32 protein-coding genes, 1 pseudogene and 1 riboswitch are annotated in these 25986 nt (G+C 49.6%); of the genes and pseudogenes, 4 read left to right on the plus strand and 29 right to left on the minus strand.

The features are described from left to right. Positions 1-69: 69 nt before the first annotated feature. The 9 genes from BUC22_RS16420 to BUC22_RS16460 form a co-directional block, all read right to left on the minus strand. On the minus strand, positions 70-1476 hold the full coding sequence (locus BUC22_RS16420) for a trimethylamine methyltransferase family protein (protein ID WP_073383259.1): 1407 nt from the start codon (positions 1474-1476) through the stop codon (positions 70-72). Between the two features lie 221 nt (positions 1477-1697). After that, entirely contained in the window at positions 1698-2399 is a 702-nt protein-coding gene (locus tag BUC22_RS16425; RefSeq protein ID WP_013381132.1) for a GntR family transcriptional regulator, read from the minus strand. Next, positions 2396-3112 carry a GntR family transcriptional regulator gene (locus BUC22_RS16430; protein ID WP_013381133.1) on the minus strand — a complete coding sequence of 239 codons (717 nt, stop codon included), beginning with the start codon at positions 3110-3112 and terminating at the stop codon, positions 2396-2398. Before BUC22_RS16430 ends, BUC22_RS16425 begins: the two co-directional genes overlap by 4 nt. Further along, positions 3085-3729 (minus strand): cobalamin B12-binding domain-containing protein, encoded by a 645-nt coding sequence (locus tag BUC22_RS16435; protein ID WP_041689891.1) that lies wholly within the window; start codon positions 3727-3729, stop codon positions 3085-3087. The genes BUC22_RS16430 and BUC22_RS16435 overlap by 28 nt, the downstream gene beginning before the upstream one ends. Positions 3730-3875: 146 nt before the next feature. Further along, positions 3876-4709, minus strand: a complete 834-nt coding sequence (locus BUC22_RS16440) for an energy-coupling factor ABC transporter ATP-binding protein (RefSeq protein ID WP_013381135.1) — start codon at positions 4707-4709, stop codon at positions 3876-3878. 11 nt (positions 4710-4720) lie between these two features. Next, complete coding sequence (cbiQ, locus tag BUC22_RS16445) at positions 4721-5608, minus strand: cobalt ECF transporter T component CbiQ (protein WP_013381136.1); 888 nt, start codon at positions 5606-5608, stop codon at positions 4721-4723. Positions 5609-5688: 80 nt separating this feature from the next. Further along, complete coding sequence (locus tag BUC22_RS16450) at positions 5689-6009, minus strand: energy-coupling factor ABC transporter substrate-binding protein (protein WP_013381137.1); 321 nt, start codon at positions 6007-6009, stop codon at positions 5689-5691. Position 6010: 1 nt separating this feature from the next. Beyond that, the gene (locus BUC22_RS16455; protein ID WP_013381138.1) at positions 6011-6763 is read right to left on the minus strand and encodes an energy-coupling factor ABC transporter permease; all 753 of its coding nucleotides are present in this window, start codon (positions 6761-6763) and stop codon (positions 6011-6013) included. A 149-nt stretch (positions 6764-6912) separates the two neighbouring features. Further along, a riboswitch (cobalamin riboswitch) is annotated at positions 6913-7036 on the minus strand. Positions 7037-7183: 147 nt separating this feature from the next. Further along, entirely contained in the window at positions 7184-7894 is a 711-nt protein-coding gene (locus tag BUC22_RS16460; RefSeq protein WP_013381139.1) for a TetR/AcrR family transcriptional regulator, read from the minus strand. A 163-nt stretch (positions 7895-8057) separates the two neighbouring features. On the opposite strand from BUC22_RS16460, the gene BUC22_RS16465 reads away from it, so the two are divergent. Further along, positions 8058-9215: a uroporphyrinogen decarboxylase/cobalamine-independent methonine synthase family protein gene (locus BUC22_RS16465; RefSeq protein ID WP_041689892.1), complete on the plus strand. Its 1158-nt coding sequence runs from the start codon at positions 8058-8060 to the stop codon at positions 9213-9215. A gap of 8 nt (positions 9216-9223) precedes the next feature. Then, positions 9224-9358 (plus strand): hypothetical protein, encoded by a 135-nt coding sequence (locus tag BUC22_RS22485; RefSeq protein ID WP_013381141.1) that lies wholly within the window; start codon positions 9224-9226, stop codon positions 9356-9358. Positions 9359-9419: 61 nt separating this feature from the next. On the opposite strand, the gene gloA is transcribed toward BUC22_RS22485, so the two are convergent. From gloA to BUC22_RS16500, 7 genes are read right to left on the minus strand one after another with little or no spacing between them, the layout of a single operon-like run. Next, the gene (gene gloA, locus BUC22_RS16470; RefSeq protein WP_013381142.1) at positions 9420-9806 is read right to left on the minus strand and encodes a lactoylglutathione lyase; all 387 of its coding nucleotides are present in this window, start codon (positions 9804-9806) and stop codon (positions 9420-9422) included. A gap of 14 nt (positions 9807-9820) precedes the next feature. Then, a complete protein-coding gene (gene recO, locus BUC22_RS16475; RefSeq protein ID WP_013381143.1) occupies positions 9821-10567 on the minus strand; it encodes a DNA repair protein RecO in 747 nt (248 codons plus the stop codon). Between the two features lie 3 nt (positions 10568-10570). Then, a complete protein-coding gene (gene era / locus BUC22_RS16480) occupies positions 10571-11485 on the minus strand; it encodes a GTPase Era (protein WP_013381144.1) in 915 nt (304 codons plus the stop codon). A gap of 21 nt (positions 11486-11506) precedes the next feature. Continuing rightward, positions 11507-11884: a diacylglycerol kinase family protein gene (locus BUC22_RS16485; protein ID WP_013381145.1), complete on the minus strand. Its 378-nt coding sequence runs from the start codon at positions 11882-11884 to the stop codon at positions 11507-11509. Between the two features lie 28 nt (positions 11885-11912). After that, the gene (gene ybeY, locus BUC22_RS16490) at positions 11913-12383 is read right to left on the minus strand and encodes an rRNA maturation RNase YbeY (RefSeq protein WP_013381146.1); all 471 of its coding nucleotides are present in this window, start codon (positions 12381-12383) and stop codon (positions 11913-11915) included. Between the two features lie 33 nt (positions 12384-12416). After that, on the minus strand, positions 12417-13418 hold the full coding sequence (locus BUC22_RS16495; protein WP_013381147.1) for a PhoH family protein: 1002 nt from the start codon (positions 13416-13418) through the stop codon (positions 12417-12419). 17 nt (positions 13419-13435) lie between these two features. Beyond that, entirely contained in the window at positions 13436-14065 is a 630-nt protein-coding gene (locus tag BUC22_RS16500; RefSeq protein WP_013381148.1) for a histidine phosphatase family protein, read from the minus strand. A gap of 156 nt (positions 14066-14221) precedes the next feature. Here BUC22_RS16500 and BUC22_RS16505 point away from each other — a divergent pair, with 156 nt between their 5' ends. Next, entirely contained in the window at positions 14222-15127 is a 906-nt protein-coding gene (locus BUC22_RS16505; protein ID WP_013381149.1) for a DMT family transporter, read from the plus strand. Between the two features lie 284 nt (positions 15128-15411). Here BUC22_RS16505 and BUC22_RS22350 read toward each other — a convergent pair. Both BUC22_RS22350 and BUC22_RS22355 read right to left on the minus strand, forming a co-directional pair. Beyond that, a pseudogene (locus BUC22_RS22350) lies at positions 15412-15726 on the minus strand (macro domain-containing protein); the annotation flags it as partial. A gap of 12 nt (positions 15727-15738) precedes the next feature. Then, positions 15739-15945, minus strand: a complete 207-nt coding sequence (locus BUC22_RS22355; protein ID WP_013381151.1) for a macro domain-containing protein — start codon at positions 15943-15945, stop codon at positions 15739-15741. 273 nt (positions 15946-16218) lie between these two features. On the opposite strand from BUC22_RS22355, the gene BUC22_RS16520 reads away from it, so the two are divergent. After that, positions 16219-16554, plus strand: coding sequence for a winged helix-turn-helix transcriptional regulator (locus tag BUC22_RS16520; RefSeq protein ID WP_013381152.1), 336 nt, complete (start codon positions 16219-16221; stop codon positions 16552-16554). Positions 16555-16674: 120 nt separating this feature from the next. On the opposite strand, the gene BUC22_RS16525 is transcribed toward BUC22_RS16520, so the two are convergent. From BUC22_RS16525 to BUC22_RS16575, 11 genes are all read right to left on the minus strand, one after another. Next, positions 16675-16860 carry a hypothetical protein gene (locus tag BUC22_RS16525; RefSeq protein ID WP_013381153.1) on the minus strand — a complete coding sequence of 62 codons (186 nt, stop codon included), beginning with the start codon at positions 16858-16860 and terminating at the stop codon, positions 16675-16677. Between the two features lie 381 nt (positions 16861-17241). After that, positions 17242-18594 carry a butyryl-CoA:acetate CoA-transferase gene (locus BUC22_RS16530; protein ID WP_013381155.1) on the minus strand — a complete coding sequence of 451 codons (1353 nt, stop codon included), beginning with the start codon at positions 18592-18594 and terminating at the stop codon, positions 17242-17244. A 138-nt stretch (positions 18595-18732) separates the two neighbouring features. Then, positions 18733-19653, minus strand: coding sequence for a hypothetical protein (locus BUC22_RS16535; RefSeq protein ID WP_013381156.1), 921 nt, complete (start codon positions 19651-19653; stop codon positions 18733-18735). Positions 19654-19765: 112 nt separating this feature from the next. Beyond that, entirely contained in the window at positions 19766-20029 is a 264-nt protein-coding gene (locus BUC22_RS16540) for a hypothetical protein (RefSeq protein WP_013381157.1), read from the minus strand. 17 nt (positions 20030-20046) lie between these two features. Next, entirely contained in the window at positions 20047-20466 is a 420-nt protein-coding gene (locus BUC22_RS16545) for an SHOCT-like domain-containing protein (protein WP_013381158.1), read from the minus strand. Between the two features lie 72 nt (positions 20467-20538). Continuing rightward, positions 20539-20913, minus strand: coding sequence for a DUF2089 domain-containing protein (locus tag BUC22_RS16550; RefSeq protein WP_013381159.1), 375 nt, complete (start codon positions 20911-20913; stop codon positions 20539-20541). 203 nt (positions 20914-21116) lie between these two features. Beyond that, complete coding sequence (locus tag BUC22_RS16555; RefSeq protein ID WP_013381160.1) at positions 21117-21653, minus strand: hypothetical protein; 537 nt, start codon at positions 21651-21653, stop codon at positions 21117-21119. A 193-nt stretch (positions 21654-21846) separates the two neighbouring features. Beyond that, positions 21847-22716, minus strand: a complete 870-nt coding sequence (locus BUC22_RS16560) for a class II fructose-bisphosphate aldolase (protein WP_013381162.1) — start codon at positions 22714-22716, stop codon at positions 21847-21849. 2 nt (positions 22717-22718) lie between these two features. Then, positions 22719-23090 (minus strand): DUF1667 domain-containing protein, encoded by a 372-nt coding sequence (locus BUC22_RS16565; RefSeq protein WP_013381163.1) that lies wholly within the window; start codon positions 23088-23090, stop codon positions 22719-22721. A gap of 4 nt (positions 23091-23094) precedes the next feature. Then, positions 23095-24351 carry an NAD(P)/FAD-dependent oxidoreductase gene (locus BUC22_RS16570; protein ID WP_013381164.1) on the minus strand — a complete coding sequence of 419 codons (1257 nt, stop codon included), beginning with the start codon at positions 24349-24351 and terminating at the stop codon, positions 23095-23097. Between the two features lie 13 nt (positions 24352-24364). Continuing rightward, positions 24365-25813, minus strand: coding sequence for an NAD(P)/FAD-dependent oxidoreductase (locus tag BUC22_RS16575; RefSeq protein ID WP_013381165.1), 1449 nt, complete (start codon positions 25811-25813; stop codon positions 24365-24367). Positions 25814-25986: the final 173 nt, after the last annotated feature.

Below are 25986 nucleotides of genomic sequence, written 5' to 3' on the forward strand. Positions count from 1 at the left end.
CCTTTTTAATTTAACAAACCGGTGCTTATCAGGCGGCCAGGGTCATCCGGCCGCCCGGTAAGTCCAGTATTAACGGTATTCTTCGGGGATGAGCGTGTCAAGAATTTTTGCCTGCTCCCCGGACATCTCAGGCATTGTGTATTCCTCCAGCCGCCGCAGCCATTCCTTTGTGGCCAGCGACTCAGCAGATGGACAACCTGCCTGCATCCAGCTGTTGTGGTTGTCACGGATCGAAAGCTTTGGCATAATAAAATCTCTCCGGTAGGACTTCTGAGTTCTTTTAAAATGCTGTCCCGTCGGCCCTGTCCTTAAAATCGAATCAAACATAATCGTCGAGTCATCAATCTCATACCCCTTTATCAGATGCTTCAAAGATTCTATTTTTTCTTCGTCCAGAATAAACTTCTCATAGCCGATGGAGTTCATAGAGTCCAGCAATCCGCAGGCATGTACCTGGCATTCAACCTTCAGCAGATAAGCGGTCAAAAGATTCATAAATGACTCAGCCCCTGCCTGGTAATCCATAAGCTTAGAATCCGTATTGCTCGTGCCGCTGTGCAGCGGCACACCGTAAAAGTCAGCCATTCTTCTGGAGGTGGCGCAAGCAAGCATGGCCTCTATTCCCCCATAGGCCGCTGCCGAACGCAGCCGCATATCCGACGAGTCAAACTTCCCGCAGTAGACAACCGGCGTGCCAGGATGAGCAAGCTGCGCTAAAACCATAGCTGCCAGAATCATCGCATTGCCCAGAGCATAGACACCGGCCATGGACTGCGGCGTGGTAACGCCAAAGGTCTGCCCCGCGCAGATAATTACCGCCTGCCCCAGCTCGGCGTATGTGATCAGAGCCTCAGACATTGCTGTGGACATCTGCATCGGCCCCATCGTGTCGATAAGCCCGGTTGCGATGATCTGTCTTCTGACATCCTCCAGTCCATAAAAACGGCACATTGTCTCAAGGCTCTCTGTCGCGACAGCTTTGCCTTCCACCAGACCCATCAGAGGCTTCTGGCAGTATTTCAGGGCAATGCCCAAACGGTACTTTTCCCTTGCCTCTCCATGAACATAGGACACGTCAATGACATTCGGGTTTGAGATATCAATGACCTTACTTGTCTCATGCAGCTTGTGAAAATTGACCAGATGTTTATGGTTCGACAGCTCGTACTTCCCATTCTGGCAGACATACATCGGTCCATAGGACGGCGCATTATGCGTAATCTTATTGCCGATGGTAATCTTGTTCCCCAGCCGGTCATACCAGTCATAGGTCTTTGGCAAAGTGGACAGTGCCCTCTCAACAAGCTTTTCATCCATATGGACAATTCCGTTCTCAACCCTGGCCCCGTGTTTTCTGAAAATATCAAATGCCGCTTCACACCGAAAGGACACGCCCACCTCAGATAAGATCTTCAGACTTGTCTCGTGAATACGCTGCACCTCTTCGTCTGTTCCAATTGAATAATTTAATTTCATGATTCTCCCCTAAATTTTAATCATCAATCAACTTAATTTGTCAAGATATTATAAATATCATGTTATACTCAATTGCTATAAAAAAATAATCCTTTTAGAAAACCATCTCCTTTTTATTCAAATATATATAACATGTTATACTCAATTGAATTACACTAATAGTAATTTCTGAAATAAGATTAACATCTTTTGTATGCGTTGTCAAGAAAATTTACAAATTTTTACGAAATCCGAAAATCGATATCGTCACAGCTGGCAAAGCTTACAGAGATACCAGCAAACCGGTTCTGCTTAGTGTAATACTCAATAAGGATTCGGAACATACTGTCCTCCTCCTCCAGATAGAGCTTATCCTTTACCGTCTTGCAGTGGTTATCGACAGACAAATAAAATTTTTTATTGATGTCATAATTGTTAATAACGCCGATACCGTCATTGATCCAGCGCTCCTCATTAAATGAATGGATATTGAGACGTGGATTGTGCAGGATGAAAATCAGCTCATACATAACAGGCAGCTGTCCAAAACAGTGTATACGGGCGATTTTAATACACTTTGCACGACGGTTTGGCCGTACCTTAGTGTACTGCTTCATCTCCTCGAGATCGACCGAATCGACCGAGAGGACTTTTACATCTTTTGGCTCATGCTTCATAGAGGTTCTCTGGTTATAACGCAGGGCGTATACCTCATTTTTGATTTCATTTACAAAATTACCGACTCTCGGCCTAGAGTGGACATAGCCGTTTTGACGCAGCAGTTCAATACTTTTGCGGACTGTTATATTACTCACATTATAGAGCTCACACAGTTCACTGAAGGAGGGCAGCTTTTCCCCGGGCTGAAACGTTTTATCCAGAATTTTATCCTTTAAATCCTCGTAGACAACCTGATAGGTTGTAAACAGTTGTTCATTACTCATACACTAAAAACTCCTTTGATACAGCTCTCATCCGCATTTAAATACAAACGGTCCAGACCAGTGGGGGTTCCCCGGTCATCATAGATTTTTCGCTCCACTAAGAGTACCGAGTCTGTATTTTTACTGTCAATATCCATTTTTTCCTTCAGCCACGCCTCAGGAATAATGCCGTTAATGACAATCTCCTCTCTGAAATCCGTCTGAGAGCCCTTGATCATATCCTTCAGGCCCGTGTAGGTCAAATCCTTCTCATCAATGGGAAGGCCTCTGAAATAAGGGATAAAGCGCCTGTCATACCCAATAATTAACTCATCCCTAAAAATATGCCAGTCCATAAAAACAATCTTACTCTCCCTTGAAACCTTGAGCTCATAAACCAGGTCGATATCAGGCTTGATCATTTTAGCCTTAATCAGCTCCACCCGGTCATACCCGCCGTTGAGAATGCTGTTAATGTCCATATCAATCCGGTACAGATCAGTGGACACACCCTTGACAAAGGAGCCCTTTCCCGCCTTCGTATAGATATAGCCCTCATTCTCCAACAGATTAAGCGTGTTTCTGATGGTCAGCCGGCTCGCACCATACTTCTCACCCAGCTTTTTTTCTGATGGGAGCATCTCATTCCGGGCATAGATCCCACCCAGTATTTTTAAGCGGATATCGTCAGCAATCTGCTGATACTTTACCGATTGGCTCTTTCTTCCATCCATCGTTGACACAGCTTTACACCATCCAAAATATTATTTGCATAACCATCTGCCCCGCAGCATCGGACAATCTCATCATCAATGAAACTGCCCCCGAGAATAATCTTCAAATTCTGCCTCAGCCCTTCGCCTCTTATAACGTCAATGGTCCGCTTAATGTAGTCCACGGCGCTGGTCAGGACAACGCTGATTCCCAAAATATCTGGCTGATACTTGATGATATTCTTTATAAAAATATCGGAGGAGACATCTACTCCCAGGTCAATGATCTTGAAGCCTGAAATAATCGCCCCACTTTTAAAAATCGACTTTCCGATATCATGAATGTCCGACTCTATGGTCCCCAAGAGAATCAGGCCAGAGCTGTTGGTCCGCTCAATCTGGTCATAAAGATGCATCTCTTTTGAGTTGATGATCTGCTCATAGAGAATGCCAGACATCATCAGGTCTGAAAGCGTTGCCTCCCCTGTCTCAAATCCCTTCCCGATTTCGCCAAGCGCAAAATTGACCGCCTCGATAATTTCATAGGGCTTTATGCCGCTCCGCAGCGCCCGTTTAGTCAATTTATTGACGAGCTCCTCGTCAAGCTCTACAAAAGCAGTAATTAATTGTTCAATCATTTCCGCCTCACTGGTATTGTAATCTTTTTTAGTATAACATAGCATACTCATAAAAAACAACCACGACAGGCTAAATTGATGACAAAAAAGAACCAGCACATTCAGGGCTGGTTCTTCTGTACATTTTCTGCTTTGGCTGCTGCCCTTTAGGCCTCCAGCAGGTGTTTAAACGCCGCCACATCCTTCGGATAGGCCTGGTCATCCGGGAGCATCCCTTTTGCCACCATGGCGTCGTAAACCTCCAGCATCATGGGCTTTTTCAGGTTGGCCCGTTTCAGGATTTCCGCATCGCTGAAAATTTCGACCGGTGGGGCGTCAGCGATAATCTGCCCGTCACAGAATACCAGGGCGCGCTCTGCCCAGCGATAGGCAAAATCGACATCGTGGGTGGAGATCAGCATGGTTTTTTCCTGAGCAGCCAGCTTCTCAAGCACCTCCTCCAGCATTTCCGCATTCAGCGGGTCCAGGGCCGCGGTGGGCTCATCAAAGACAATGACCTCGGAGTGCATGGCAATGATGTCGGCAATGGTGATCCGCTTTTTTTCTCCACCGCTCAGATAATGGGGCGGTCGGTCCTTAAAATCCGTAATATTCATATATTCCAGAGCTTCATCAACCCGGCGGACCACCTCTTCCCTGGGAAGCTTGAGATTCATAGGACCAAAGGAGACCTCCCCCATGACCGTCGAGGCAATGATCTGATTGTCCGCATCCTGAAAAACGATCCCGATGGACTTCCGCAGCGTATTCAGATCCTTCTTATCCCGGGTGAGCTTCTGACCTTTAAAGTAAATTTCACCGCTGTCCGGTGTGAGCACACCATTAAGGTTCAGGAAAAAAGTCGACTTTCCTGCCCCGTTAGAGCCGATAACCGCAATACGCTCGCCCTTTCCGATGGTCACATCAATGCCCCGAAGGGCCGGCTTATCCCCAGTGTATGCGTACTTTAGATTTTTTATTTCAATGATTGTTTCTTTCATGTTGCCTTCTCCTAGAATTTTAAAATCCAAACAGCTGCCAACAGCAGCACAACCAGCGCCGCCGCCATTAACTGTTCTCTGCGAAGGGGCTTCTCAGCCTCTAAAAACAGCAGATCGCCATCATAGCACCGGGCCTCCATGGCGTCATAATACTGGCTGGCACGCTTCATGGAAACCACAAAAAGATTACTCATGGAGTGACCAAAGGAATAAACCGCAGTCTTAAAGTCGCAGTAACCCAGCCGCGACTCCGCCGAATTTTTCATTTTGACCTGGGTATCCATCAGAATAAAAATATACCGATAGATCATGTTCATCAGCTCAATAACAAGCTTGGGGACATGCACGCGGCGTAAAACCCCAAAGACCTCGGTAGATGGGGTGGACAGAGACATCATATACATGGCGCTGACTGCGCCAAAAGCCTTTCCCCATAAATACAGCGTTGTCATGAGGCTGTCGTGGGAAATATAAACATAAAAGAAATGGCAGTTAAGGAACCAGAGGCCAAGAGGCTCACTTGAAAAATTAAAAAGGATAGCAATACTCCCAAGTATAAGAAACGCCACCGGCACTCTCAGAAAGCTCAGGTAATCTCTAAAATGCACACCGCCCATGACCACTGTAACATAGGCCGTGATCAAAATAACCAGAACCGATACATAAAGGTTATTGGCAATGACACAGATGAGCAGAAGCAGCAGGGAAAACCCTACCTTAAAGCCGGGATTCCAGCCGTTGATCTTTGAATTGTAGGCGAGCACATCAATGGAAAAAACCGCCCCACCGTGGGAATGGCTATGATGTCCGCCGTGTCTGTGGGCGCACTCCCGGTGGCGCAGCCAATATACCAGGCCACATACACACAGAACTGCAAGTGCTACTAAAAATACCTTCACGAACAAGCTCCTTTACTCTAAGGAATTTTTTACTCTTAATCATAAAAAGAGGGCAGGTTGCCCTACCCCCGGAAATGCGATTACAGCTCTGAATCTTCTTTGCCGAGCTTTTTGCGCTCTACCAGACGGCCCATGAAAAAGGCCAGAATGCCAACGCCGATACCGGTCTGGAGACAGAAGATCAGTGATTCAACCTCACCCGGCAGTTCACCGTTGATCAGTGTTTCGAGCACTGGTGTAAACCAAGGCTCATATTCGCCGCCCTGAATTTCTTCGATCATAGTGCTTCCCGCATCATCGGAACCGCCAAACTCTGCGCCCTGAAGGGCAAAAAGCGGAACGACCACCAAAAGTGCGACGATTACCAGCAGAACAATAACTAGTTTTTTATTTTTGCTCATCTTACGCTTCCTCCGCTGCTAAAAATCCAATTGATTTTAACTCTGGGCTCGCATAGGTTTCCAGAGCAATGACAATAATAACCGTTAAAATCCCTTCGATGATGGCCAGCGGCAGCTGTGTAGGGGCAAACACACCCAGGAACTTAACAGCAGAAGCTGCCACGCCGCCTGTTTCTGAAGGATAGGCAAAGGCCAGCTGAATACTGGTGACACAGTAGGTAAACAAGTCGCCGATGCAAGCTGCCAGAAACACGCCGATTTTGCGGTTTACCTTCATTTTCTGGCACAGCTTGTAGATCCCAAAGGATACAAATGGACCTGCGATGGCCATGGAAAAGGTGTTGGCACCGAGGGTCGTGAGACCACCATGAGCCAGAAGGATTGCCTGGAATAATAATACAATAATACCCAGAATACTGACTGCGCTGGGTCCGAATAAAATGGCACCCAGGCCTGTACCTGTCATGTGCGAGCAGCTGCCCGTAACGGATGGAATCTTTAGAGATGAGATCACGAAGATAAATGCGCCCGCCATCGCAAGTAAGGTGATCGCCCTTCTGTTGCCTGTCAGAGTCTTTTTAATGGAGAAAAAGCCAGCTGCAAGAAAAGGTATACATAAAACACCCCACATAATACAGTAGCCAACTGGTAAATAACCTTCCATGATGTGCATTGCGTTTGCCGCGGGCACAATGCCGAAGACCAACGCCCATGCACCAAGCATGGTCACAACTTGTTTTTGTCTCTTTGTCATTTTCTACCTCCTCAAACTTGTTCCCAATGTACTTTCCCATAAAAAAATCGCTCATCAAAAAAGATAAGCGATGAAAGTACGAAATGGGTGTGCCAAAGATACACACAGCCTCGTCCTTACATTCAGTTATCTCTCGTAACCAAATGCAGCTTAAAATCCTATGGTCAGCAATCTGACTTGACTTTCGTCTTACAGCGGCGGGACCGTTTGGGATTTTCACCCAATTGTGCTCAAACCATCGTGAGGCCGATGGACAACCACAGGACAATAATAACAATGCCGAATTTACATTTATTATATGCTTGTAAGCCTGTTTTGTCAATACCTCTGTTGCATTTATTTGAAAACCATCAGTGCTCCTTATACCTATACCCCTTATAGGTATACTTTGACTCACCTAACTTTATCATCCAGCCCTTACTAAAGCTTCGCGTCTGGCCGCACCGATAAACTGATTTCAAATACCGGGCTGATCTCAAAGGTAAAACGGCTGACAACCTTCCTCGACTTTTCGATATTTTCATGGATGTAATCCCCATCAGTGAAAAGAAAACTATAGTAGTCAAAGAAGAACCAGTCGACAGCATCCTGGAGCTCCAGATCAATCTGCTTTTCAAGCACATCCCTGAAAACCTGAATTTCCATTCCAACCGTCAGTGATTTCAGATACTCAAAATACCTGCGTTCCTTCAGCCTGGGGTTAATACCCATGTATGCCTCACCCTCAAGCTCCAGATTAAAGAAATAGTCCCGCAGATCCAGCATGCTTCTTGCAAACAGCGGTAGTTTTGAAACCTCCGCATAAAACCGTGTGACAGAAGCATCTGTAAACAACGCCTTAAAATATGCCCGATAGCCGATCATATCGAACAGCAGTCCCCGGGGCATACTGCCCAGCTCAGCCTTCCGCTCATCCACACAGAAAACAACATCGTTGCAAAAGTCTTTATAAATCTGAACTGCCAGGTTCTCTTTCGCCCCAAAATAGTAGTTCAAAAGCCCCTGCTTTGTCCGGGCATCGGTGATGATGTCCTTGACTGTTGTCTTATCATAGCCCTTCTGGTAAAAAATCTTTTTGGCGCTCTGGTAAAGGCTCTCCTTTGTCTCGAGACCATTTTTATAGTTTGCCATGGCTCCTCCACGTTTTTTATTTTATTATAGCATCCACCATAAAAAAAATAAAGGAACGAATTTTGAACGTTGACAAATTTTAAAAAAAGGTGTATATTGAACGTATTCAAAATATGTGCACATTTTGTTTAAATCTGTAAAAAATAAGGGAGAACAAAATAAAATGGAAAATGTTCAGGCAAAGCTGGATAACTTTATGCGCGGTGTTCGCGGCGAAAAAATGGACTATGTTCCCATTATGATGGACTTTGAGCCCACCTATATCTGTGAATACACAAAGCAGGACTGTATTCGTTCCTTTTGGGATTACGACGGCTTCATCAAAGGTTATGAACAGGTCATGAAGGACTTTGACATCGACCTGACCCAGAGCGTGGTTTTCCTGCCGCCACAGAAAAACGCCCTGTTAGGATCAAAAGTATGGGTTCAGAACCGTGTCAACGGCTATATGCAGCATCCAGAGGTAACCTCACTGCTTCCGGAGGAATACCCCGAGCTTATCGAAGACCCCATCCACTGCATCGCATCCCGCGTGCTGCCCCGGATGTACACCGAACTGGGGCGCGAAGCCCCTTACAGCACCATGGCCTTTGCCAAGGCGCTGCTCTATGAAAAGAATCAGGTCCACCACTTCTATGATCAGATTTTTGAGAAAACCATAGCTAATGACGCTCTGCTCTACTATGGCACCATGTTCTACGCTCCCTTCGACCTTCTGGCCGACCATCTGCGGGGCATTACCCAGATTTCCATGGACCTGCGGCGGAGAAAGGACGATGTTGAAGCCGCCTGCGACGCGCTGCTAAACGTCATGGCCCGCTATGTCGAAGCCACCAGCATGGCGGATGAAAGCGGCTTCCCGCTGGCCTGTACCTGGTCACATCTTCCGCCGATGATCAACCAGAAGCAGTTTGAACGTTTTTACTGGCCCACCTTTAAAAAGCTGTGCGAAATGCTGACTGCCAAAGGCATTACCCTTTATGTCAACTTCCAGGGCGACTACCGCGACGGCCGGTTCTTCGATTTTTATCAGGAACTGCCCAAAGATAAAATCGTCATTGCCGTGGAATACCAGGATTTTGAACAGGCGACTGCCACTCTTGGCCAGGACCATATGCTGAGCTGCTCCTATCCGCTGAACTATTTTTCAGATTACTCCACCGAGGAGTGCATTGACAAAGCCCGCGAGCTCATGGATATCGGTATGAAAAACGGCCGATTTTACTTTGGGCTGAATAAATCCGCCCTGGATTTTCATGATGCTGACCCGGATAAGCTGAAAGCTGTATTGAATTTTGTCCGTGAGTACGGACAGTATTGAGGTGAAACATGAAAGATCAATTAACACAGTTGGACAGAGAAATTGTTGAGAGCTACCCCGAAGAATACCGTCCCATGATCGAAAGCAATCTTGAGGTAACAGAGACCGAGCTGGAAATGTTTATTCTCAGCCTGATCATGTAAGGCGGCAAGCTGCAATAAAAAAGCTCCCGGCAAGCCGGGGGCTTTTTTCTGTGCTCTTCGCTTATTTCAGGCGGATAATCTCAATTTTATACCCGTCTGGATCCTTGATGAAATAGTAGCTTTTAACGCCGTTGTCCAGGCCGCTGAGGTCGGTGACGTCGTAGCCTTTGGCTTTGTGCTCTTCATGGCTGGCTTCCAGGTCTTCGACCTCTACCGCCAGATGTCCATAGCCATCGCCAATGACATAAGGCTTTTCAGGGTCGTAGTTGTAGGTAAGCTCCAGGGTGAAATCGGTCTGGCCGTCGCCCAGGTATACCAGGGTAAACTTACCTTCCGGTTTATCCTTTCTGCGGACTTCCTTAAAGCCCAGTGCATCCTGATAGAATGCCAGTGATTTTTCAAGATCCATTACACGGATCATGGTATGTGCCATACGGTATTTTCCCATAATGTTGTTCCTCCTTATAAATTTAAGTCCCGGTAGAAGTCATAGGTTTTGAGGTTTTTCGCCAGCTGGTAGGAAATATAGTGGTTCATCATGTCCATGATGCGCCGCACCACCGCCGGGTCAAACGCCCGCTGTCTTATCGCCTTAATGGGGGTGACGAGGAGATAGACCATCTCCGAGAGCACCTCCGGGGTAAGCCGGTAGCTATAGCCTTCTGTCCGATGACAATTTTCGCATAAAACGCCGTTATTTTCAATACTGAAATGTGTTAAATGTTCGGTGCTGCCGCAGAGCGCGCAGGTGTCAAAAACCGGACGTATGCCGTGCACCTCCGTCAGCTTGAGCTGAAGAGCTGCCACCAGCGCCTCATTGCTCTGACTCTTATCCTCCGATAGATAAAACAGGATGAAATTCACCAGCCGCAGTACAGCCTTATTCCCCTGGTAGTAATCATAAAAGGCGTCCAACAGCTCTAAAACATAGGAAGCCAGAGACATCTTCATCAGATCATTGCGCAGCGGATAAAAAGACTGTATAAGGCTGGCCTGATTGATATTGGCAAAATTTTTGCCGGGATAATAGACAAACTCGCTGTAGGCAAAGAGCTGGGTCGCTGCCACCAGCGGGCTGCGGTTCCGCCTTACCCCCTTGGCGATGGCCTTGATCTTTCCCTCCTCCTCCGTGAAAAGAGTGATGATCTTGTCCTGCTCCTGAAAGGGCTGCTCTCGGATCACGATGCCCTTCGTCTTTACCAGTGCCATAAGCTACTCAGTATATCCCAGATCCTTGAGGTCATAGGTTTTCTCACGCCAGTCTGCCCTTACCTTGACCCAGAGCTGAAGGTTAACCGGTGTTTTCAGAAAGAATTCAATATCCTTTCTGGCGTAAGTTCCAATCTTTTTGAGCATGGAGCCCTGCTTTCCAATCAGAATCCCCTTGTGGGTTTTGCGCTCACAGAAAATAGTGGCGTCGATGTCGATGATGTTCTTATCCTCCCGCGCCTTCATTTTTGTGACCTCAACCGCCACGCCGTGGGGCACCTCATCCTTGAGCAGGTGCAAAACCTTTTCGCGGATCAGCTCGCCCACGATAAAGCGTTCGGACTGGTCCACCACCATATCCGGCGGAAAGTACATGGGGCCCGGCTCCAGATGCTTTTTAATGGCTGCCAGAAGCTCCTGTACCCCATCACCGTTCCAGGCCGAAACAGGGATAATACTGTCCAGGAAGGTGTAATCTTGATAGGCCGCAATGGTCTTAAGCAGTTCCTCCTTAGGCACTGTGTCAATCTTGTTGATGATCAGGAGCACCGGTGTCCGGCTGCCTGCAAGCTTATCCAGAATGTACTGGTCACCCGGGCCAATCCTGTCCTCAGGCTCCACCAGAAAGAGCACCACATCCACGTCGGAGATCGTATCCTCGGCAGACTTTAACATAAAGGCTCCCAGCTTGTTCTTTGGCTTGTGCATGCCCGGCGTATCGATAAAGACCATCTGGCTGTCCGCGTCGGTGTGGATGCAGCGGATGGCGTTTCTGGTGGTCTGAGGCTTGTTGGCCGTGATGACCAGCTTTTCCCCCATGATGCTGTTAAGCAGCGTGGACTTGCCCACATTGGGGCGGCCGATGATACTGATAAAGCCTGATTTAAATGGTTGTTCTGTATTTTTTGTTTCCTGCATAAATTTTCCTTTACTTTTGTTTTACTTAAAGATAAGTGGTGCGATCATATCCCAGATCTTTGGCAGAAAAATGATCAGCCCCACCACCACAGACACAATGGCCATGAGCAGCACCGCACCGGCCGCTGTATCCTTGGAGACCTTGGCCAGATGGTGGTATTCCTCGGTGTAGAGGTCCACCAGTGTTTCGACAGCAGTATTAACCACCTCTAAAATAAGTACAAAGCCAATGACAATGACAATGGCCAGCCATTCGGCCTCCGATAATTTGAAAAAGAAGCCGGCCAAAATGGCAAACAGGCCGATCACACTGTGTATCTTCATGTTGGGCTGGGTCTTTAATACATATTTAATACCCTCAAATGCGTACCCAAAACTGCTTGTTAAACGTCGGCGCATTTTCCTCTCCCCCTTAACTGAAAAATGGTCAGTCGTCGCCCATAATGGCCTTTTCCCGGGCGCGCATCACTCTTTTTTCGTCCTCTTCCATATGGTCGTAGCCCAGCAGGTGCAGCACGCTGTGCACACTCAGGTAGCAAATTTCCCGCTCCAGGCTGTGCCCGTACGCCTCTGCCTGCTCCGCTGCCCGCGTGGTTGAAATCACGATGTCCCCCAGCATAACCGGGATTCCCGTCTCATAGGTGAGCATATCCTCATCCTCAGGGAACTCCAGCATGGGAAAGGACAGCACGTCGGTTTCCTTATCAATGTTTCGGTACTCGGCGTTGAGCTCCTGGATTTCCTCAGGTATCACCAGCGAAAAGCTTATCTCACAGGGCACCAGAACATTCTCCTGCTGAAGCGTGATTATAATGTATTCCTCAACCTTTTCATAAACCGATGCGTCGAGCTCGACCCCGCTCCGGTTGTCAATTTCCAAATCCAGTTCTAATGGCAATTTTTCTCTCCTCCTTCTTAAGGCCTGACCATCTTAATCTGGCTGTTCAGCCAGTTCAAGCTCCTGCTTCTTTTCTCTCGCCTTATCATTCCGGTCATAGGCCTCGATGATGCGCTGAACCAGACGGTGGCGCACCACATCGTCCTGTGAGAACTCGATAAAGGCAATGTCCGGAATGCCGCGCAGAATCCTGCGGACCTCCTTAAGGCCGGAGCGCTTGCCGCCGGGCAGGTCAATCTGGGTAATATCCCCGGTCACCACGATTTTAGAGCCCTGGCCAAAACGGGTCAGAAACATTTTCATCTGCTCTGGCGTGGTGTTCTGGGCTTCATCCAATATAATGTAGGCATTTTCGAGTGTACGTCCGCGCATGTAGGCCAGCGGTGCCACCTCGATAAGCCCTTTTTCCATATTCTTTTCAAAGGCCTCAGCGCCCATGATTTCAAAAAGCGCATCGTACAGCGGACGCAGATAAGGGTCTACCTTATCCTGCAAATCACCAGGCAGGAAGCCCAGCTTTTCACCAGCCTCCACCGCCGGACGGGTCAGGATCAGGCGATCCACCTCACCGTTTTTAAAAGCCGTGATCGCCATGGCCATGGCCAGATAGGTTTTGCCTGTGCCTGCCGGGCCAATGCCAAAAACGATGTCGTTATGGCGGATGGCGTCAATATAGCGCTTCTGCCCCAGGGTTTTGCTGCGGATAGGCTTGCCCCGCATGGTATAGCAGATAATGTCATCATTCAGGGCGCTGTATTCCTTCTCCAACCCCTTTGACTGAAGTGTAAGGATATACTCCGTATTATCTTTTGTTATGCCGCCTTGGCTTCCGATGGTGCGGATCATTTCCTCAATGACCCTTACCGCCGCATCTACCCGCCTGCCCTCGCCGCGGATTTTGAGCGCACTGTCGCGCACCAGGACGTCTACCTTCAGACGCCCCTCGATGAGCTTGATATTTTCGTCATATTTACCGAAAACCTTAGATAGGGTCTCCGGCGATTCAATCATAATGTCCTTTGTAATTTCTTCCAAATGAACCTCCTGATATTTTACGGATTTAGTTTAATACTGTCATAATCTGGTGTGTAAAGTGCCTCCAGCATGCCAAAACCCTCTGGGCAGTCCACCACAGTAATGCTGCCAAGCTTGATATTAAAATGCCATTTCGACTGAAGCGGCAGGTCCAGCAGATTAACCAGCAGACTGTGCACCGTGCCGCCGTGGGCGATGATGAGCACATTTTTATCCGCGTGGGCCTCGGCATACTCGGCTAAAAAAGCGCTCATGCGGTTGTGATATTCAGTATAGTTCTCGCCCCCGGGCAGGGTAACATGGTTGTAGTCGTCCATCCAGCGATCCCACATCTTTTTGTCCAGCGCGATGGCCTCGTCGGCAGTCAGTCCGTCAAAAATACCAAAGTTAAATTCCTTGAGGCGGTCGTCCGGGGTAAAAGACCTGTCCAGACGTTCTGCCACTGCCTCCCCAATTTTGTATGCCCGCGAAATAGGGCTGACATAAATTTCATCAAAGGGAATTTTTGTGTTCAGAGCGACCAGCTCATCCACCAGCATTTCCTTCATCTTAACCCCGAAGTCCGTATAATCGGATTCGGTATGGCCGTTTAGACGGTGTTCTGCGTTGCCGAAGGTTTCTACGTGTCTTACTAAAATATATTTCATTTTTCACCTGACGTGTACATAATTATTTATATCCATTATATACGATTTTACAAAATAGTAAAAGGCAGGAACCGTGAATTTTAAAATTTTACTTATACTTGTACTTTAAATGTATTTTTATTATAATAGACCTTATATCTCAGAAAGGAGCTTTTCATGGACAAAACAAAGAAAACAGGCCTGATGGCGGATCTTGGGCTGCTGGTAGTGGCGGTTGTCTGGGGGACAGGCTTTGTAGCCTCCAAAAACGCCATTGCCGCCACCACTCCCATGATGGTGATGGCGATCCGTTTTACAGTGGCCTTTTTAATAGCGTTTATTGTCTTTTTCAAGCATCTCAGAGGCATTTCGAAGGACACGCTTAAGGCCGGGTGCATTATCGGGTTCTTTCTGTTTACAGCCTTCGCGGCCCAGACCATTGGCCTGCAGTTTATCCAGGCTGGTAAGCAGGCGTTCCTGACCGCCACCAATGTGGTGATGGTACCCTTTATCTTCTGGGCCGTTAAAAAGCATCGTCCTGACCGTTACAATTTTGCCGCTGCCTTTATCATGCTGCTGGGCATTACCCTGCTGACCACAGATTTCAGCACAGGCTTCAGCTTTGGCGCGGGTGACGGCCTTACCCTGCTGTGCGCCTTCCTGTTTGCCTGCCATATCGTCTCGGTGGGAGTGTTCTCAAAGGATCACGACCCCATAGCCCTGACGGTTATCCAGCTGGGCTTTACAGCGCTGGCATCGCTGGTCTATGTCATTTTTTCCGGCGAGCTGACCACTGACATCTCGCCCGCAGGCTGGCTCAACGCCGTCTATTTGGGCCTGTTCAGTACCTTCCTGGCATTCCTGCTTCAGACAGTGGCCCAGAAGTACACCAGCTCGACCCATGCGGCCATTCTCATGAGCCTGGAATCCGTCTTTGGCAGTATCTTCTCCATCATTCTGCTGGGGGATCATTTTACGCTGATGATGGCCATCGGCTGTGTTGTTATTTTTCTTGGTGTCATTACCGCAGAAACCAAATGGGCTTTTCTGCGGCGCGGAGCCGTGAACGACAACCCAGAATAGACCAAAAAGAAGTCTCAAAAACCACGAGACTTCTTTTTTATTCTCAGTTCCAGATTTCGCAGTGGTCAAACTGCCGGTCTGGGTACTCGATGACCCCAGGCCCCAGTTCTCTGGCCGCGCCGGCCACCTCGTCATAGGTACTCACGGACAGGACATGCCGGAGACTTTGGATGATGACCAGCTTTTACACAGCCATCGGCTCTACATCATCAATCTGGACCATGTGCTGGCTGTGCAGCGCCATGCTGAACGACACACAGCTGCCCATCCTGCTAACCTATCCATCATTTTTTCAGCAGAGACTGGTAGATTTTCAAATTCTCGCCCTTATAGACGTTAAATACAACTTTTTTCAGGCTCCTGGCACCCTGCATAAACGCTTTTACTGTCTCCACAGCAATGGCGGCGGCTTTTTCCGGTGGGAAATCAAATTCCCCAGTAGAGATACAGCAAAAAGCCAGGCTGCGCAAGCCCTTTTCATCAGCCAGCGCCAGACAGGCCTGGTAGCATTGTCCATCTGTCAGCCCGCCGCTGACAATGGGGCCGACAGTGTGGAGCACCCAATCCGCGGGAAGGTTATAACCCGGGGTGATTTTAGCTGCTCCGGTGGGTTATGGCGTCTCCTGCCGAACCATAAGCTCGTGGCAGGCCTGGCGCAGCTGGACGCTGGCGTAGGTGTGGATGACGTTATCGATACATCTGTAGCTGGGTACAAAGCAGCCTAGCAGCTGACTGTTGGCCGCATTCACAATGGCGTCGGCCTGAAGGGTGGTGATATCGCCCTGCCAAAGGTACAGCCCCTCCTGCACAGGCGCCACCTTTCTTCCCCTGTCTCCAGAATTTTGATATTGTTATATTCTGGCCGCAGAGCGGTGATCAGCCAAAGCATTTACTCGTTTCGGTTTATATTGGCTCCTTTCTTCTTTCCTGTATTGTAATGCACAGAGGACCCTTTGTGAAGCAGGCACAAAATAGTAGCCTGGTTTCCTGAAGGATACCAGGGTTGAAATCTTATCCAAAAGCTGATATACTTTTCTATGCAAGTATCATTAAGATACCAAGCGGTTAATCCAAGGAAAGCTGGTGAAAAAATGAACGACCGACCTCTTCCGGCCTGTCCTGTCGAAACCACGCTGATGCTCATCGGCAGTAAATGGAAGGTTTTAATTTTGCGGGACTTGATGGACGGCACCCGCCGTTTCAGTGAGCTTAAAAAATCCATCGGGACCATTACCCAGAAGGTGCTGACCTCTAACCTGAGGGATATGGAGGCCTGCGGCCTGCTCACCCGCACTGTCTACCCCGAGGTGCCCCCAAGGGTCGAATATACCCTGACCCAGACCGGCTACAGCCTGAAGCCCATTCTCGACTCTATGGTGGACTGGGGAACTGCCTATAAAAACCTGGCCGATTCTGCCAGGCCCTGAAACAAAAAAGAGATGAGGCGCCCTTTTGGCACTTCATCTCTTTTGCGTTTAGATTTTCTGGCAGGTATGCTTCAGCCCTGGCAGCATGGCTCCTGGCTTCTTTGTATATTTTCTGTCTTTCTATTTTTTAAAGCTGACTTCGATTTTTCCGGTTTGCCCGTTGACAACAGCGGTTTTAAAAATAATGGTGACCCTGCTTTTCCTGGTTTTTTCCACGTTATTCATCACTGCCATATCATGCTCAAGCCTGTCTTGAAATTCTTCCCAGGTTGCATATTCCTTCTTGATTGTATTATCCGTTTTCATTTTAAATTAAAGGCTCCTAACATTCCAACATCACGCGGGACAAATTTGATCATCTGCCTCCGCCGTACTGGCAATCGCCATACAAATGAACTTTTCTCTTTATCTGTCAATATGCGCTTTGGCTGTGTCTATTATTATAGTCGGTTAATCCATTAAAATCAAGGAATTTCAGATAAAAGTTTCTTTTGTTAGTTATCTGTTTAACAAGGAAATATTTCTGTTCATCATAGGCCGCTGTCTTAGCGGGCTTGCGGATACTGCATCTTTTTACATACATTAAAGCTTTCTTAAACACCGGGATCAAATTCATCCATATCGGACGCCGGCAATGCGGGCATCCACAAAAAAAGACCAGCCGGTTTAGGCTGGTCCTTAAATGTTTTAGTTATCCTTGTTGGTTCTTCTCCAGATGTGCATTTTTTCGGCTTCTGCGATGAGCTCGTCGCGGAAATCCGGGTGGGCGACGGAAATGATGGCGTCACATTTTTCCCAGGTGGACAGGCCCTTGAGGTTGACCTTGCCGTATTCGGTTACCAGGTAGTGGATGTTCGCGCGGGTGTCGGTAACAACGGAGCCTGGCTGCAGGGTCGGTACGATACGGGATTTCATTTCGCCGTCTCTGGTCATAAAGGTGGAGGAGCAGCAGATAAAGCTCTTTCCGCCGTTTGACAGGTAAGCGCCCAGCACAAAGTCGAGCTGTCCGCCGGCGCCGCTGATGTGCTTGATCCCGGAGGATTCTGAGCTGACCTGACCAAAAAGGTCAACGTCAACAGCGTTGTTGATGGACATGAAATTATCAATGGCAGAAATAGAGCGGATATCGTTGGTATAATCTACCGGCGCGCTCATGCACTGCGGATTGTCGTGGATGTAGTCATACAGCTTCTGGGTACCTGCGCCAAAGGCATAGGTCTGGCGGAAGCGGTCGATGTTTTTCTTGGAGCCGTTGATTTTGCCGGCTTTTGCAATATCGACAAAGGCGTCGACGTACATTTCGGTATGAACGCCCAGATCCTTCAGGTCGGATTCGGCGATGAGTGACCCGACAGCGTTTGGCATTCCCCCGATACCAAGCTGGAGGCATGCGCCGTTGGGAATTTCTTCTACAATCAGCTCAGCGACTCTTTTATCAACGTCGGTTGCAGGACCGCCGGCGCCCAGCTCTGCCATGAGGGGATTGGGGCCTTCGACGATATTATCAACCTGAGAGATGTGGATGGCTTCTTCAAAGCCGCCAAGGCATCTCGGCATATTTTTATTGACTTCAACGATGATTGTTTTTGCACGTTCGCACATTGCCATCATGTGTGAGGCATTGGGGCCGAAGTTGAAATAACCGTGATCATCCATCGGTGCGACCTGGAACATGGCCACGTCCACATCCTGCTTGGAATCTCTGTAGTATCTCGGCATTTCGGAGTAACGGATTGGTGTGTAGTAAGCGAAGCCCTGGGCAATGGCTTTTCTTTCGACGCCGCTCATGTGCCAGGAATTCCAAGTGATATGGTCTGCCGGGTTTTCAATTTTAAAAATCTCGGGCACCCACATCAGGATACCGCCGCGAATTTTGAGGTCAACCAGGTCGTTTTCGACCACATGGGCTGCCAGTGCCTTGTCCAGCTCTCTTGCTGTGGCGGAGCACCAGCCGTAATCCAGCCAGTCGCCGGATTTTACAACCTTGACCGCTTCTTCTGCCGTTACCAGTTTTTCAGCATATTCTTTAATAAAACTCATTTTTCCCTCCCATTTGGAATTGCTCTTAGTTAAACAATTGTCAATGTTTACTTATCCCTTATTATAACATACTATCCGCTGGTTTTTTAAAAAAAGCGAGAAATTACGTGGAATTTTTTGTCATTCGGGGCTTTTAGCTTATTTCTTTTTACTGCTCCTGCCGCCTTTTTTAATCCAGACCTCTGGCGAACCCCTTAAAAAAGCCTTGAGGAGGTAGAGCCCCGAAAATACAGGCAGGGTGACGGACAGTGACACGCAGGCGCTCTTTACAATTTCAATTTTATACAGATCTGGCAGGCTTTTCGTCATTGAATCAAAAAACTGTCCGTCCAGTATCATATAAACTGTTCCTCCGTAAAGCACCAGACAGACCAGGGCAAAAAGCAGATGCCTCACGTCAAAGGCTGGCCGCGGCATGCGGAACCAGGCAACAAAGCAGGCGCCAGCGGCCATGAGCAGGGTCAGCAGCGGCGTAACCAGAAAATTGTAGTACACAAGGGCTCTGCCCGTTACCCCGACTCTTTCCTCCATGCTCACAGCTGCCATGGCCCCTGTCATATAGGCCTGGAGCTGATCGTAAGCAACGACAAAGAGCAGGATCAGAATAATGGCCAGGATCAGGTTCATGATTTTTTTGGAGACCGGCTCAGGGTTGGGGGCGCTGCGCAGCCCCTTATACAAAAATACCCCGCCGAAAAGGAAAAGACCGCTGGAAGCATTGGCGAGGGAAGCCCGCAGAGGGACGACAGCGATAAGGGTGGTGAGGGACGCGCCCAGAGCCACCATCACAATACCCACGGTCAGGTTGAAAACCGACAAATGGGCTTTACGGCGTTTAAAATCATTGGCAATGCCGCCGACCAATCCGCCTAAGAGCACCAGGTACACCCAGAACATGGCCCGGAGATAGATGGGCACTGCCACCACACCGCCGTTCTCTGAAAAGCTTTGATTTGCCGCGCTAAGATATACGGCATAAAAAGCCTCAATCGCCGCGTACAGCAGGATAAATATAATGGCCAGCAGGCCGCCCCGTATACGGTGAATTTCCTGTTTCATTGTTCACACCTCTTTCCAAAAAAAAAAATACTAAAGCAGCTTTTGCTTTAGTATAGCATTTTGCAATCGTTTTATCGAGGGTAAATATTTATCCCGGCCCTGTCCCCACCCATCAGATACGGATGGAGACATAGGTGCCGTCCTCAGCCTCGACATGGACGATCTCGAGGCCCTTATACTGCCTTAAAACAGAGACACAGTCCCGCACGACCATCTTAAAATAATCCTTTGTGAGCAGTTCCCGAAAGGGCTCGGGAACCGATTCCCGCATTTTGACAAAGGCCGCCTCCGGTACCAGATTAACGGCCAGCGAGGCCAGCCGCAGCGGAATGGGCAGCCGCAGCCTCAGGCTGCCTTCGTGCACTATAACGCGCATAGATTCTTCCTCCTGGGTCAGCCGATGTAGACTTTAACGGTTGAGCCGTCGGATGCGCTCACATCCACAATGGTCCCCAGGGTTTCATTATCAATACATTCCAGAATGGCGGTGGTCAGGGCTTCCAGGTCAATTTTCTCAGAGCCTTCCCACTGGATTGGCAGTTTCCCGGTAACCTTGAGCATCTGCTGTACAATTTTAACTGGAAGCTGTACGTTCACCTTGTCCCCCTCCGGGGTGTCCACCACCACCCGCAGCATTTTATCATCGTAGCCTCCTCCTGGGGCGCTCACCGGTTCGACCCAGCCGCCTGCCGGGGCTTCTGCCGGGACTTCGGCCGGGACTGCCTGGCCCAGCGCGTCTAACAGGCCCACTGCCTGCTCGGCAGAAATTTTGCCTTCTTCTACCATTTTTAATATTCTCATTTTTTCTTCCATTGTTATTCCTCTTTTCTGCAGCCCTGTCCGGGTCTGCGTTCAAATTTTAATGCCTGCTTTGCCTTGTCTCTGCTACTCGGTTTCCTTCATCTGTTCCAGCGCTTCCTCGGGCGTGATCTCTCCGTTTTCCAGAGCGTCCAGTATCTCTTTTTTCCGCGCTTCGGAAACCGACGGCGGACTCTCGGGTTTTCCGCCAAGCTTCTCGATGATCCCGTCCAGACGGGAGCGGACAGTCGGGTAGGAAATCTTCAGTCGTTTTTCCACTTCCTTGATATTACCCCGGCAGACCAGAAAGGTCTCGGCGAAAAACAGATCCTCTGCGGAAAGATAATCGAATTTGCTCAGGCAGAAATCATTTTCGATGGCGGTATCGCAATTTTCGCACTGGAGCTTAACGGCTTTAAGCCTGCCGCCGCACACAGGGCATCGGCTAATTACCTGGTACATCACATCACCTTCTCTCTTTGATATCTATAATATAAACCTAAAAATCAATATTGTCAATTATTATTTTAACAATATTAATATAACTATTTAAAAAATTAATTTTCTTGTGAAATATCTTGAAAATTTAACTTTCAAAATGAATTTTAAGTTCCAAAAATAAAAAAGCACCCTCACGGATGCTTTTAATCATTTTTTCCCTGGTTCTACTTTTCTTCGTCCTGGTCGTCCTCAATGATTTCGACTTCGACTGTTTCTATGGCTTGCGCGGCGGCCATTTCGGCTTTGGCGTCATCGTTATTGAGCTTGGCGCCCAGGAAGTACAGGCCGGCGAGCACGATAAAGGCCAGGTCCATAAAAACGCCGCTCATGCTGGCGCCGTTAATAATATTGATCACGGTGCTGACAATGGCCAGAACGGCTACGATCCCGCCGAGAACCATTAAAAGCTTGGCTTTTCCGGTGTTCTTGGCAAAGATAACGCCTAAGATGCCAACGACCAGATACAAGATCCCCATTCCCAGCAGCATGCCGCCGCTGATCATGGCCATACGCGCGAGCTCGTCTGTAGAAACCGATGAGCCTGCCTGTGCGAGGGCGTCCTGTACAGCCGGGTCGTTTGCCACAGAGCCCATCATGCTGCTGCCAGCCATGGACAGTGCCCCGGTTAAAGCAGAAAAGGCGCCTAAAATAATAAGAATAATTGCTGTAACCTTGATAAAGGTTTTTCCGCTTGCTTTCATATTCAACCTCCTTAAACTGATTGAAAAAGCTCTTTGTTGAAAACAAAGAAGATTAATATCTCTTTAATTATACCGGAACGCCCTTGCCCTGTAAAGTAAAGAATTCTTAAAGAAGCCTGCGTAAAAGCCGCCGGACTGATCGGGGAGGATGCGCCGGCGGCTTTCACAGGGTTTATACTAACAATGATTTGGATTAGGCTTGTTTTGTAAAGATCCCAATGGCATGCTCGACATGGGCCTGCATTGCGATCCTGGCGGCTTCGGCCAGCTCGTCGTAACGAATCTCGGCCCGGGCCGCGTTTTCCTTTAAAAAGGCCTTGACGGCGTCACCGCCGGCTAAAGACATATAGGTAAAGTAGTTGACCTTGGTGACGCCGTTTTTAATGGCCTCTCTGAAGTCGACGTCGCCAACGCCGGAGCCGCCGTGCATGACCAGGGGCATGTTCACAGCCCTGCGGATTTCCGCAATGCGGTTAAAATCCAGCTTTGGCTCGGCTTCGTACACGCCGTGGGCTGTGCCGAAAGCGATGGCCAGGGCGTCGATGCCTGTAGCCTCCACAAAGGCTAGGGCTTCCCCGGGCTTGGTGTAGCAGTCCTCTGGCGTGAGGTCTGCTTCCTCCTCGGAGGGTTCTCCGCCGCCCTCTGGCCGAAGGACGCGTCCCAGCTCTGCCTCGACAGAGACATTATAATTGGCAGCGGCCTGTACCACTGCGCGGGTTCCTGCCACATTTTCATCATAGGGCAGGGCCGATCCGTCAAACATGACTGAGGTAAAGCCCATTTCCATGGCGGAGAGCAGATAGTCGATGTCTTCGCCGTGGTCCAGATGCACACAGACGGGCACCTGGGCGGCCCTGGCCATTTCCAGCATGACGGGCCCGATGACCTTGAGGGGCGCAACGCTCTCATGGATCTGGGCGTGCTGTAAAATAACCGGCGCATCCAGCTTTTCGGCCGCGTCCAGCACCGCGCGGATGCTGGCGAGATTAACGGTATTGAAGGCCCCCACCGCGTACTTTTTGGCGTAGGCGTCCTTCATGATTTCATTCAGGGTTACTAACATCTTCAGGCCTGCCCTTCCATAGACTTACAGGCGACAATATCGACGCCGCAGTCCGCGATGTTCGGGATAATGACCTCGCCCATTTTAACCGGGTGATCCAGGCGCACCGCTTTGATAGCGGTCATGGCGTCCAGCATTTTATCCTTTGGCATGGGCTCCTTCGACTTGATGGGGATCAGGCATTCCTGGCCGCCGCAGCGCACCAGAATGGTGCTGGTGAGCATTCTTTCAGGCGCTACCAGTTCCTTTTCGGCAAATTTGATCCCGCGTTTGCAGGTGTTTCCTTCAACCTTTACGACCTTGTCACCGTCCACGGTCACCACCAGGGCGCAGCCAGACGGGCAGGTTGTGCAGCACATTGTTACTTCTTTCATATTTTTACGCCTCCTTTACAGTCACTACCAGGGGCTCTGTAAGCGCCTCCAGCTGCTCTGCTTTCAGCTTGATTTCTTCCATGATGCTCGGGATAAACTTCCGGGCTTTCCTGCTCTCAAAGACTACCTCGCCGCCGCTTGTGATTACGGCTCTGGCATTGTCCACTGGGCGGCCCACGCGGAACTTGACAATGACATGGTCATTTTCACCTTTATAAATTTTTGAAGGCACAGTGTAACGCACAAGTCCTTCCGGCTTGACAGCGAGGGCGTCTCCTTCCTTCGCCTTGGCCGCCTTGGCGTAACGGGCAGCGCTCGCGCCGGCCTCCTCTGCCTCCATGGTAACATTGTCGACGAGGTCGTGGACATGGAGCACATTACCGCAGGCAAAAATACCGGCGACGTTTGTTTCAAGCGAGTCGTCGACCAACGGGCCGTTCGTAACCGGGTTCAGCAGAACGCCCGCTTTTTTTGACAACTCATTTTCCGGGATCAGACCAATGGACAGTAAAAGTGTATCGCACTCTATGGTTTCTTCAGTCCCCTCTACTGGCTGAAGGTTTTCGTCAACCTTAGTGACCTCAATGGATTCGACCCGGTCACTGCCGTTGATTTTGGTAACCGTGGTGGACAGGTGCAGCGGAATATCAAAATCGTCCAGACAATTTTTAATATTACGGTACAGGCCGTTGGGGTACGGCATCAGCTCGTACACGCCCACAACGTCGATGCCCTCCAGGGTCAGGCGTCTGGCCATGATGAGGCCGATATCGCCGGAGCCCAGAATGACAACCCTGCTGCCCGGTTTAAAGTTTTCCATATTCACATAGCGCTGAGCCAGGCCTGCCGTAAAAACACCGGCCGGTCTTGATCCCGGGATCTTAATTGCCCCTCTTGTTCGCTCGCGGCAGCCCATGGCTAAAACCACGGCTCCCGCATTGAAAATGACTGTGCCTTCTTCATTGATCGCTGTGACCTTGCGGTCTTCTGTAATATCCAGGACCATGGTCTTTAAATAGCAGTCAATACCGGCTTCTTTGGCTTTATTGATAAACAGCTCGGCATATTCCGGCCCTGTCAGCTCCTCTTTAAAGTACTGAAGACCGAAACCGCTGTGAATACACTGGTTTAAGATACCGCCCAGCTCATCGTTTCTCTCGATGACCGCTACCCGGGCGCCGTTTTCCTTTGCTTTAACTGCAGCGCCCAGACCCGCAGGGCCGCCGCCGATAATGACGACATCATAATCTAAAATTTTCATTGCTCTACTCTCCTTAACCCTTCAGTTTTCCAAACAGTACCTGCGAAGCTTTTTCCTCGAAGTGGACTTCTTCTTCTGGAATCCCCAGCTCTCTGGCTAAAATCTGCATGACGCGGTACTGGCAGAAGCCGCTCTGGCAGCGTCCCATACCGGCTCTGGTCCGGCGCTTAACCGCCTCGACTGTCTTAGCGCCCACGCCCTCGTGAATGGCAGCGACGATTTCGCCCTCGGTCACCGTTTCGCAGCGGCAGACGATACGGCCATAGGCCGGGTCTTTTCGGATGAGCGCGTCCTGTTCTTCAACGGAAAGCTTGCTGAAATCCGGCGCGGGCTCACGGTAAGGGTTGTAGCCCTCACGTTTTTTGAGCTCAAGGCCTGCGTCTGCCAGCAGATCGCGGACATACTCGGCAATGGCCGGTGAGGAGGCAGCTCCGGGTGACTGAATACCGGCTGCATGGATGAAGCCTGGCACGGTCTCGGACTCTGCGATGTAAAAGTCGTTGCCGTTGTCCAGCGCTACAGGGCGCTGGCCGGCAAAGGTACGGATAATTTTGCTGATGTCAATATCCGGCACCAGATGTCTGGCGCCAGCGATCAATTCATTAATGCCCTCGGCGTCGTTGGTCACATCTTCTTTGTCGTCCTTCATGGTGGCAGTGGAACCGATGAGGGTGTTGCCAGAGACGGTCGGGATCAGGGCCAGGCCTTTGGTTTCCGGGCTTGGGCACGGGAACATAACCGTGCTGATGGGGGTAGAGAGCTCCTTGTCCAGCACACAGATATTGCCGTGACGGCCCTGCACGCGGTACTCATGAATGCCTGCCAGGGCGGCCACATCGTCGGCGTGGACACCGGCGGCGTCGACCACGTAGCGGGTTCTGTAATCTCCGGCTGAGGTGCGCACGGTAAAGAGGCCGTCCTCATCCTTGGTAATGCCCAGAACCTCATGGTTTGTCAGAATGTCGGTGCCGTTATCCTTGGCGTTGTCGGCAAAGGCGATGGCGACCTCGAAGGGGTCGATCATGGTGGTGGTGTGGGCCAGCAGCGCCCCCACTGCTGCCGGGTTCATGAACGGCTCGCGGTTTCTGAGCTGCTCGCCGTTGATTTTTTCTACCTGGTCAACCCCATTGACTTTGGCGTTGTCCAAAAGCTCGTCCACCTTTTTCAGGTCGGCGTCGGAATATGCGACGACCAGGGTGCCGGTATGGCGCAGGTCAAAGCCCAGTTCCTTGGAGAGCTTCGGGTACATTCTGGCGCCTGCCGGGTTCAGCTTGGCCTTCAGGGTGCCCGGATGCGGGTCGTACCCCGGGTGGACGACGCCACCGTTTCCCTTGGTGGCGCCAATACCCACATCCATTCCCCGCTCCATCAGGGCTGTTTTCACATCATACTTTGCCAGCTCGTGGGCGATCCCGGTACCGGTGATGCCCCCGCCGATAATGATTACATCGTAATTTTTCATTGCAAACTCCTTAACTATACTCTTTAATACTCGTTTAACCAATTAAATAATGCCAGAGCCCAAAACTGCGTCAGAGGCCGTAAGCGCAAGGCGTCTGCCGGATAAGGGCAAGGGCGCATATTGCGCATATGTAACCGCACCCGTTCAGGCAACAACGCAGCGATGGCGGTCTC

Origin of the sequence: Eubacterium callanderi (assembly GCF_900142645.1) — a bacterium.
GTDB classification, from domain to species: Bacteria; Bacillota; Clostridia; order Eubacteriales; family Eubacteriaceae; genus Eubacterium; species Eubacterium callanderi.

Excerpts from the sequence above, each read along its gene's own strand:
- BUC22_RS16420 (WP_073383259.1), bottom strand. The coding sequence starts at position 1,476 with ATGAAATTAAATTATTCAATTGGAACAGACGAAGAGGTGCAGCGTATT.
- BUC22_RS16425 (WP_013381132.1), bottom strand. The coding sequence starts at position 2,399 with ATGAGTAATGAACAACTGTTTACAACCTATCAGGTTGTCTACGAGGAT.
- BUC22_RS16430 (WP_013381133.1), bottom strand. The coding sequence starts at position 3,112 with ATGGATGGAAGAAAGAGCCAATCGGTAAAGTATCAGCAGATTGCTGAC.
- BUC22_RS16435 (WP_041689891.1), bottom strand. The coding sequence starts at position 3,729 with ATGATTGAACAATTAATTACTGCTTTTGTAGAGCTTGACGAGGAGCTC.
- BUC22_RS16440 (WP_013381135.1), bottom strand. The coding sequence starts at position 4,709 with ATGAAAGAAACAATCATTGAAATAAAAAATCTAAAGTACGCATACACT.
- BUC22_RS16450 (WP_013381137.1), bottom strand. The coding sequence starts at position 6,009 with ATGAGCAAAAATAAAAAACTAGTTATTGTTCTGCTGGTAATCGTCGCA.
- BUC22_RS16455 (WP_013381138.1), bottom strand. The coding sequence starts at position 6,763 with ATGACAAAGAGACAAAAACAAGTTGTGACCATGCTTGGTGCATGGGCG.
- BUC22_RS16460 (WP_013381139.1), bottom strand. The coding sequence starts at position 7,894 with ATGGCAAACTATAAAAATGGTCTCGAGACAAAGGAGAGCCTTTACCAG.
- BUC22_RS16465 (WP_041689892.1), top strand. The coding sequence starts at position 8,058 with ATGGAAAATGTTCAGGCAAAGCTGGATAACTTTATGCGCGGTGTTCGC.
- BUC22_RS22485 (WP_013381141.1), top strand. The coding sequence starts at position 9,224 with ATGAAAGATCAATTAACACAGTTGGACAGAGAAATTGTTGAGAGCTAC.
- gloA (WP_013381142.1), bottom strand. The coding sequence starts at position 9,806 with ATGGGAAAATACCGTATGGCACATACCATGATCCGTGTAATGGATCTT.
- recO (WP_013381143.1), bottom strand. The coding sequence starts at position 10,567 with ATGGCACTGGTAAAGACGAAGGGCATCGTGATCCGAGAGCAGCCCTTT.
- era (WP_013381144.1), bottom strand. The coding sequence starts at position 11,485 with ATGCAGGAAACAAAAAATACAGAACAACCATTTAAATCAGGCTTTATC.
- BUC22_RS16485 (WP_013381145.1), bottom strand. The coding sequence starts at position 11,884 with ATGCGCCGACGTTTAACAAGCAGTTTTGGGTACGCATTTGAGGGTATT.
- BUC22_RS16500 (WP_013381148.1), bottom strand. The coding sequence starts at position 14,065 with ATGAAATATATTTTAGTAAGACACGTAGAAACCTTCGGCAACGCAGAA.
- BUC22_RS16505 (WP_013381149.1), top strand. The coding sequence starts at position 14,222 with ATGGACAAAACAAAGAAAACAGGCCTGATGGCGGATCTTGGGCTGCTG.
- BUC22_RS16520 (WP_013381152.1), top strand. The coding sequence starts at position 16,219 with ATGAACGACCGACCTCTTCCGGCCTGTCCTGTCGAAACCACGCTGATG.
- BUC22_RS16525 (WP_013381153.1), bottom strand. The coding sequence starts at position 16,860 with ATGAAAACGGATAATACAATCAAGAAGGAATATGCAACCTGGGAAGAA.
- BUC22_RS16530 (WP_013381155.1), bottom strand. The coding sequence starts at position 18,594 with ATGAGTTTTATTAAAGAATATGCTGAAAAACTGGTAACGGCAGAAGAA.
- BUC22_RS16535 (WP_013381156.1), bottom strand. The coding sequence starts at position 19,653 with ATGAAACAGGAAATTCACCGTATACGGGGCGGCCTGCTGGCCATTATA.
- BUC22_RS16540 (WP_013381157.1), bottom strand. The coding sequence starts at position 20,029 with ATGCGCGTTATAGTGCACGAAGGCAGCCTGAGGCTGCGGCTGCCCATT.
- BUC22_RS16545 (WP_013381158.1), bottom strand. The coding sequence starts at position 20,466 with ATGGAAGAAAAAATGAGAATATTAAAAATGGTAGAAGAAGGCAAAATT.
- BUC22_RS16550 (WP_013381159.1), bottom strand. The coding sequence starts at position 20,913 with ATGTACCAGGTAATTAGCCGATGCCCTGTGTGCGGCGGCAGGCTTAAA.
- BUC22_RS16555 (WP_013381160.1), bottom strand. The coding sequence starts at position 21,653 with ATGAAAGCAAGCGGAAAAACCTTTATCAAGGTTACAGCAATTATTCTT.
- BUC22_RS16560 (WP_013381162.1), bottom strand. The coding sequence starts at position 22,716 with ATGTTAGTAACCCTGAATGAAATCATGAAGGACGCCTACGCCAAAAAG.
- BUC22_RS16565 (WP_013381163.1), bottom strand. The coding sequence starts at position 23,090 with ATGAAAGAAGTAACAATGTGCTGCACAACCTGCCCGTCTGGCTGCGCC.
- BUC22_RS16570 (WP_013381164.1), bottom strand. The coding sequence starts at position 24,351 with ATGAAAATTTTAGATTATGATGTCGTCATTATCGGCGGCGGCCCTGCG.
- BUC22_RS16575 (WP_013381165.1), bottom strand. The coding sequence starts at position 25,813 with ATGAAAAATTACGATGTAATCATTATCGGCGGGGGCATCACCGGTACC.